This is a genomic window from Pseudoalteromonas sp. MMG006, from assembly GCF_018101025.1.
GTDB lineage: Bacteria > Pseudomonadota > Gammaproteobacteria > Enterobacterales > Alteromonadaceae > Pseudoalteromonas.
The window spans coordinates 1-9,280 of sequence record NZ_JAGJEJ010000022.1 but is presented as its reverse complement, the minus strand read 5'-3'; the positions used below and the strand labels follow the sequence as shown (position 1 = coordinate 9,280).

The 9,280-nt window shown below is 38.6% G+C and carries 2 protein-coding genes; both read left to right on the top strand.

Annotated features, from left to right (window positions below; translation table 11 throughout):
- The first annotated feature begins 1 nt into the window (after window position 1).
- Complete coding sequence (locus J8L73_RS16640) at window positions 2-3,214, top strand: amino acid adenylation domain-containing protein (RefSeq protein WP_211018762.1); 3,213 nt, start codon at window positions 2-4, stop codon at window positions 3,212-3,214.
- Window positions 3,211-9,280: non-ribosomal peptide synthetase (locus J8L73_RS16635; RefSeq protein WP_211018760.1), on the top strand; the 6,070-nt coding region annotated here is incomplete at its 3' end. The genes J8L73_RS16640 and J8L73_RS16635, both read left to right, overlap by 4 nt.

Genomic DNA, 9,280 nt, shown 5'->3' with positions numbered 1-9,280 from the left:
AATGGAAATTACGCAACTTATTGCGTTGTTGAAGGACAACGGTATTACACCTTATTGTGTTGATGGAAAGCTAAAAACGCGTTCAGATGAGGTTATCACCGATGAAAAACTAATCTGTTTGATTCGAGAAAAAAAGCAAGCTTTGATGGCATATCTGACCAAGTCTAATGGTGAAGGCACATCTGAAACGGCTGATTTTGCTGTTAAGTCTTTTAAAGAAAATGTCAAAACAAGACCTGATGATGATGCGTTAGTAGTAAATGACAATCGCTTCAGCTATTTAGAAGTAGATGAGCGTTCTAATCAGTTGGCAAATTTCTTATTAAAAGAAAAAGTAAAATGTGGAGATAGAGTCGTTGTTGCACTGGACCGAACTGAGCATTTGGTATTTGCACTGTTAGCGCTCTTTAAAATTGGTGCTGTATATGTTCCTGTTGATGTGAGACAGCCACAATATCGACAAAAATTGATTGTCAATGCTTCGCAAGCCAAGGTTGTTTTGGTGGATAATACTAACTGTATACATTTATCAGACGTGGTTTCCGTAGCTGTCGATGACACTTCCACGATTTCTGCAGTCAATTTGCAATCTCCAACCTTAGCCGGTACCACAGAAGTCACTCAGGATAGCCTTGCCTATATAATGTTTACTTCAGGTTCTACGGGAGTGCCAAAGGGAGTAAAGGTAAGCTATCAGGCGTTTAATAATTTTGCGGCCGGAGCTATTGAACGGAGCAAACTTTCTCCGCAATCGAAAGTATTGTCTCTTACTAATATTTCCTTTGATATTTCGATGCTGGAACTATTGTGTCCCTTGATTGCGGGCAGTTGCGTGCATTTAATCCCTGGCACTTCACTATTTGACAGTTTTGGTATTTCTCAAATAATTCAACAACAAGGAATCAACTGGATTCAGGCTACACCTAGTGGTTGGCGTTTGTTACTGGAAAACGGTATTCCAGAGACTTCTGAGCCCATTATTGCAGTTTGTGGCGGTGAAGCTTTACCCGCATCATTAGCACAGCGAATATTGTCGCTATGCTATGGAGGCTTGTTGCATTGTTATGGACCTACAGAAGCAACAATTTGGTCGCATATGAATTGGGTATCACTAGCAGAAAAAAAAGTATATATCTCGCATTTGTTACCAGGTTATTTGCAGTTTGTCGTTAACGATAGAATGGAACTCCAGCCTAAAGGAATGGTTGGGGAGTTATTACTCGGAGGTCCATCTATTGCGTCAGGTTACTTAAATAATCTCGAATTAAATCAGAATAGTTTTTTTATCAATCCATTCGGTAAAGATAAAAATGATAAGGTATACCGTACTGGAGATCTGGTTATTGAGAGAGAAAATGGTGAGCTGGAATATATAGGCAGGAAAGACAAACAACAAAAGCACAGAGGCTATAGAATTGAACTCAGCGAAATTAGTCACCAGATCGACCAACACTATGACGTTTCTAGTAGTCACGTCAAGTTAGTCACTTCAAACCGATCACAACAACAGCTTGTTGCTTATGTTTGCCCTAAACAAGAAGTGCTTAATCAGCCCACGCAGTCGGAAAAACATGCAACATTGAATCAATGGAAAGAGGTGTTTGACGATGTTCACAATGATAATCAAGTTGATAACTTAGAATTTGATATCACCTGTTGGAATAGCAGCTACACCAAAGAGTTAATTCCTGAGACTCAGATGAAGCAATGGGTCGATAGTACAGTTTCTCGCATTAAATCACTGAAACCAAAAAAAGTGCTAGAGATTGGCTGTGGTACTGGTCTACTTTTATTCCAGTACGCGCAAGATTGTGAGCAAGTTCATGCAACCGATATTTCTCCAAATGTACTCACGCAAATAGCTCAGGGAGTTAGCGCAAAAGGTTGGGATCATATTAATCTGCATAATATCGATGCTTCAGATTTAAACCGATTTAAAGATGAACGGTTTGACACCATCATTATTAACTCTGTGATTCAGTATTTTCCAGGTCATGGTTATCTGGAGCAACTTTTAAATGATTTACTTTCGCTGCTCACTGATGATGGGCGTATTTTTATTGGTGACGTGAGAAACTTTCAACTATTGGATTGTTTTAGTTTGTCAGTTGAAATTGAAAATTGGCGAAATGAACCACAGGAAATTTCTATTGGAGAAATGAAGCAGCGAGTTATTCGTCGTTCACTGGGCGAAGAAGAATTGTTGGTTAATCCTGAGTATTTTGAATCTCTGGTTGAGCGACGAAATGATCTTTGTAGCGTAGATATAGCGCTAAAAAATGCCAATGCAAAAAATGAAATGTCTTGTTTTCGTTATGACGTAACCTTGCATAAAGGCAAACTTAAAGAGACTCAGATAGCTAACGAAGCTTGGTATAAATATGACTCAGACCAAGGACTTGAGCAGCTAATTTTCAATGCAGAAAAAGATGTATTTGGTGTCATGGCAGTGCCAAATAAGAGGTTAACCGATACTCATTACTTGCTAGATATTCTTGGAGAACAAACACTAGACTCCAAATTCAGTGGAGAGGTTCCTGCGCAATACACATCTATGTATGAGCAAATTTCTCAACTAGAGAATAAAGCAACAGCAGCAGGGTATGAGTGCTTTTGTACTTGGAATAACTCAGATACTAGATTGATGGATATTATCTTTGTTAAAAAAGGACAGAAAAAACCAGCTATTAGGCCTTTCGATAGCGGGGCTTCCCAAAAGTGGAGTAATTTTCCTCAACTGGGGTTAGCTTCTCGACGATTGCAAGCGGAAGTTAAAAAATTGCTTATTTCGCGCCTACCAAATTACATGATCCCAGATGTTTTCATATTTTTGGATGTATTTCCTTTGTCAGCAAATGGAAAAATTGATGAGGCTCAACTTCCTACGCCACTGGATTCGGATATTCAAAGAACACCTTATAAAGCCCCTAGGAATGATATTGAACAGTGTTTATGCAGCATTTGGCAGCAACTTCTCAATATTGAAAAAGTAGGAATTGAAGACAGGTTTTTTGATTTAGGTGGACACTCTTTATTAGTGGTAAAACTGGTTAATGAAATAAAGAGTGAATTTGCTATTGAGTTAACGATTAAAGATATATTTTCACTGGAAAGAGTGTTCGAAATAGCTCAGAAAATCGATGTTCTGAGAACAAAACAGGATCTTGCAGTTGTGCTTGGTTCAAACGAGAATGTAACAGAAGGGACGCTATGATTGCGCTAGAATTAATTAAATCTGCCAAAGAAGCAGGTATTTTTCTATTTGTTGAGCAAAACCAATTAAAATTCAAACTAATATCAGATGTTTTTCCGCAGCGGCTAAAAGAAGAAATCGTTGCAAACAAGCAAGAGATCATTGCTTTACTTTCAAGTGAGCAAGCGCGCAATACTGATATTCCAACATTGCGAAAAGCTGCTGTGAGTAACTCGTTTACTGACTTGTCCTATTCCCAGCGTCGTATATGGTTCATTGAAGAAATGCAACCAGAAAACGCGGTTTACAACATGTCTATGGCTTTGGATATTTCAGGTCGTGTTGATGCTATTTTGATAGAACAAACGCTACAAAAATTAATCGAAAAGCACAATATATTACGTACTGTCTATTTCCAAAAGGAAGGGCGGCCTTACCAGCAAGTACAAAAATCATTTAACTTTTGTCTGGAGTTATTAGACTTGTCAGAGGTTAATACTAACAAGCTGCAAAATAGTATTGATGATATTTGGCTGCAAAGGCAGCAAATGCCGTTTGATCTTAGTTCCGATTTGATGCTCCGAGCTTGTTTGCTTAAGACAGATGAACTTGGCTTGACCAATACACTCATTATTGATATCCATCACATCGCATGTGATGGCCTATCAATGGAAATTTTACTAGCTGACTTTGTTGGTATTTATCAGAAATTAGAAAGCGGTGCAAAAGTAGAGGAAGACAACGATGAAGTACAATATTCCGACTTCATTCATTGGCAAAAAGACTGGGTAAACAGTGGTGCTTTAGATGCAGAATTGGATTATTGGAAAGGCAAGTTAAAGAATGCACCAGTAAAGCACTCTTTACCGAGAGCACCGGGTAAAAAAGAAGCTATAGTGGGGGCCGGTAAAGAATTTCGCGCTCCTTTCTCTGCCAGCCTAAGTGAACAAATTCGCATTTTAGCTCAACAAGAAAATGTTACGGTATTTATGTTGTTACACGCCGTAATTGCCTATGTTTTTTGTCGCCATGCTAACTCTGAAGAAATCTTAATTGGTACACCCGTTGCGAACAGGTTAGATAAATCTTTGAATTCAGTGGTTGGCTGTTTTATTAATACAGTTGTATTGAGAACGCACACTAACTTTGATCGTTTTGATGAATATATACAAGCTGTAAAAGATACTCATTTAGACGCTCAAAACCATCAGGCGCTGCCTTTTAATTATTTGGTTGATAACTGTGATGTCAAACGAAGCGCTGAACATACACCACTTTTTCAAATCATCTACAGTTCTAGTGGCAATCAACAGCAACCACTTCATATACCAGGTCTAAAAATATCTGAACGTTCACGTAAAAGTGTTAGTATTCAATTTGATTTGGACATTACTTTTCGTGACAACAATGACGAAATAGCGTTAGATTGGATTTTTGATGAAAGTTTATTTTCGAGTGACAGAATAAAGCAATTTAGTTGTCACATCGAAAATGTATTAAATGAGATAATACTATTACCAAAAGTTCAGCTTAAAGATATATTGATGCTGAGTCAGGATGAAGTTGTTCATCAAACTCAGCAATTAAATGCTGCTCATGCTGTCAAGCCTTCAAGCTCAACAATTGACCAGATGATCGCACGTCATGCTGCTGACAATCCGGACAATATAGCTGTTGTCGCTAATAACGAGTCTCTAAGTTACGCTCAGCTTGAAGCTAAATCAGATCTACTTGCGCAAACATTAACTGAACAAGGAGTTAACTCAGGGGATATTGTTAGTGTTTGTCTTACTCGTAATGTAAATGTTGTAGTCGCCTTTTATGCAGTACTAAAAGCCGGTGCTGTTTACTTGCCTATTGATCCTTCGTTACCAACAAATCGGATCCAATACATTTTAGAAGATGCAGGAGTTGACTATCTTGTTACAGATACTGATGTTGAGCGCTCGTTTACCACACAGATGGCACTGCAAGTTACCAACCTCAGTGGTTTCTTTAATAAAGGATTGGTCGCTTCTTTTTCTCGGAAGAAGAACCTAAGTAAAGATTTAGCTTACATCATCTATACCTCTGGAACGACTGGTAAGCCTAAGGGGGTAATGATAGAGCATGGATCAATTGCCATACAATTTTATGCTTGGCAAGAGGCTTATGAATTGTCAACTAAGTCTCGAAACCATCTGCAAATGGCGAGTGTTGGTTTTGATGTTTGTGTTGGTGATTTTGTAAGAGCATTGTGCTCTGGCGGTAAACTTGTTCTTTGCCCAAAAGAGACTTTGTTATCGCCGTCTGAATTATTGACATTAATACATGATGAACAAATACAAATAGGCGAGTTTGTACCAGCGGTTTTAAGAGGCCTATTGGGCTACACTAGAGAAGCTGGAATCGCCTTTCCAAATTTTAGTTACTTGATTGTCGGCTCGGATTCATGGTCATTAGAAGAGCACGCTAATGCTCAGTCTTTATTAGCGAAGACGACAAAACTAGTCAATTCATACGGTGTCACTGAATGCACTGTTGATAGTACTATTTTTAATAGTACTGATGTTTCGCCTGAGTCATTTAAGGGAGCTAATATTGGCTGGCCTATGCATACCGCAAAAGTATTGGTTTTGAATGAGTTTGGTCTATGCCAGCCTTTGGGAAGTGTTGGAGAGCTTTGCATCGGTGGACCGACTGTTTCTAGAGGCTACCTGAACAAACCACAGTTAACAAAGCAAAAGTTTATCGATTTTCCACATCCTAGTCTTGGCGTAGAAAGATTATATCGTACGGGAGATTTGGCTCGCTTTTGTGATGATGGCAGTTTGGAATTTTTAGGCCGTCAGGATGATCAAGTTAAAATCAATGGTTTCCGTATTGAGTTGGCCGAGATTGAACATCATCTCATTGAATGCTCAGGAGTACATTCTGCATTGGTGATTGCAAATACAGATCCAGATACATCAACAACTAGGTTAATTGCTTATGTTAAAAAGTTGGATGCGGATATTGGTGAGATTGAGTTTGAAGAGAGACTTCACAATAAGTTAAAAGACCACCTAGCACCCTACATGTTGCCTAGCGTTTATTGTTTCTTGTCAGAATGGCCATTAAATGGTAGCGGTAAAGTCGACAAGAAGGCACTTCCTTTACCTACGATAGCAACTCAAACTAGAGAGCTTGTGTTGCCGCGCAATGAAACTGAATCCAAGTTAGTGGACGTTATTGCAACACTGCTTAACAAGCCATTAGAGCAAATTAGTGTCACCGATAACTTTTTTCAGCTAGGTGGCGACTCAATTCTCTCAATACAGTTGGTTTCTAGGGCTCAGCAAAAAGGGTTATCAATTACAGTTAAACAACTGTTTAATGCTTTAAATATTGCACAGCTGGCGGCTGAAAGTAATAGTCAAATTGAAACTTCTGCTATTCAGGAGTTGATTGAAGGTGAAATGCAGTTGCTGCCAATTCAGCAATTGTTTTTTGCTGACGAGTCTGGGCTTAATCATGATAATCAAGCGGTAGCATTGAATTATCCTGAAGATCTAAGTGTCGAACTATTAACAGAGTTTGCTACTAAGATAGTGTCTCGACACGATGTACTAAGAACTGTGTTTTTCAACCGAAATGGTGAGTGGCAAGCTAAATTCAATGAAAACATTGAACAGATTGTACAGGCTTCTGTGTTGAAGAAACGCTTTGTTAATGAAGATACAGAGGAATTTGCTGCTTTCATACAGCAAATGCAAAGCTCCTTGTCTCCGCTTGAAGGTCAATTGTTTAAACTGGTTATGTTGCAGTTTGACAATGGACAAGCAAAATTACTACTTATCTTTCACCATCTTGTGATTGATGGTGTTTCCTGGCGTATCCTGCTCGAAGATCTGCAATCGCTTTACCAACAATACAAAGATGGTAATGAGTCTAGGCTTGCAGCAAAAACGTCAGCATATAAGCAATGGTCCGAGTTTCTTTCTAGCTATAACGAGGCTATCGATGGCAGTGAGATTGAGTTTTGGCATCAAACTGCAAATTTACAAAGTGAATGTTTTACTGAGCTGGAAACTACTAAATTGTTCAACCATGAACGCATTAGTGGCACTTCAATTAAGTTAGATAAAGTAGTTACAGATACTTTATTGACTCAATGTAATCGCAAATATAGAACAGAAATAAATGAGTTACTTTTGTCAGCTCTTTGTTTTGCTGTATCAAGCAAGTTTGGTCAAGGACTGTTTAAAATCGATTTAGAAGGCCACGGTCGTGAACCGTTAGATGACAAGCTTGACTTGACCCAAACCATGGGTTGGTTTACTACTATTTTTCCGTTTGCTTTTACAGCATCTGAAGTCAATATTGAACAGATCATTATTGATGTTAAAGAGAGATTGAGAGCAATTCCTAATAACGGTATTGGCTATGGTGTATTAAAATATTTTGGTAAATCATCAAACCTTCGCAATACTAAAAATAGTGAACTTATTTTCAACTACCTTGGGCAGTTTGATCAAGTCTCAGATGATGAGCGTTATTTTAGTCCTGTTGCCTTAAATACTGGTATTAGTGTTAGTCCTGAAAGAGTTCGAACTCATCCATTGAGTCTAAATGGCATGATTGTCGGTGGACAATTAGAGTTCAATTTAACTTTCCCAACAGATGGTTATTGCGAAGCGAAAATGTCGGCTTTCATGGAGTTGTTCCAACAAGGTCTTCAATTGGTTGTATCGCATTGTTCAGACGGTAAATCAGGGCGGTTAAGCCAATCAGACTTTCAGTATGCAAACTTAGATGCCGAAGATTTTGCCGCAGATTTTCAAGATGAAAACATCGAAGATGTTTTTGTTGCAACAGGTATGCAGCAAGGAATGTTGTTCCATAGTCATTTGGGTGATGAAAGTTATGCGACGCAGACTAAATTAACTTTTGGTTCCATTGATACTCAGTTGTTTAGAACGGCGTGGCAGCAATTGATCAAACGTCATCAAGCGTTGCGTTCTGGGTTTGTACAATCAGTTAACGGTGAATTTCATCAGGTCGTTTATAAAAGTATTGAACCTACATGGCGATGTGTAGACTTAAGTACTAGGTCTGTCGTTGAGGCCAAGAAGGAACTACTAATTCATGCAGAGCAAGAGAAGCAACTTTGTACTTCGGAGCAACAGATTGTTCCATTTAGATTTTTAATTGCAGCATTGAGCACTGGGGAATATGAGTTTATCTGGACAGCTCATCATACTTTGTTAGATGGCTGGTGTTTGCCAACGTTGTTTTCTGAGTTAACCGAAATTTATGGTGCATTGTGCCAAAATAGAATGGTTTCCCTGCCTGCTCCTGTTCCTTATAGTGAATATATTCGTTGGTTAAGCAATCAAGATTTAAAAAAAGCGTCTGAGTTTTGGCTGCAACAAGTAAGTGCTATTACAGACGTTACCCCAGCTCCATTGAAAGGGAGTACTTTAACCCGGCTTAAAAACAGCCCTTTACAGCAAGAGCAGATAGTCCATAAGTTCGAATTAGATTTGGAGCAAACGCTCAAGTTAAATCAATTTGCGCAGCAGAAACGAACAACGATTAATGTTATTGCTCAAGCTGTTTGGTCAGTTCTATTAGCACGGCTAGAAAATACTTCAAACATAACTTTTGGAGCGGTGACGTCGGGAAGGCCAACTGAATTAGCTGGTGTTGAAGATATGATTGGACTGTTTATTAATAGCTATCCAGTCCATGTTTGTGTCGACAAAGACCAACGAGTAAGTGATTGGTTAATTCAGCTTCATACACAGCTAATTGAAAGAGAAGAATTTAACTTTGTCCCTCTAAATGCCATAAATAAACTTTCAAACTCTCAAGGCAACTTGTTTAACTCTTTGCTGGTTTTTGAAAATTATCCAGTTAACGAAGAAATCGGAAATCAACTCAATGACATTGGCTTAGATGTTCGAAACGTAGAAGCGACAGAAAGTAATAATTTCCCACTAACCATTTCGTTCCTATCAGGTGAACGATTGCAAATTAAGTTCGATGGCAAAAGCTCTTTATACGATGCCAAAGAATTACAGTATTTAGGTCAGTGTTTGACGCAGCTTCTTATCGACATTTCAG

What these genes read in the sequence shown, in the direction of transcription:
- J8L73_RS16640 (WP_211018762.1), top strand. Translation starts at nt 2, where the DNA reads ATGGAAATTACGCAACTTATTGCGTTGTTGAAGGACAACGGTATTACA.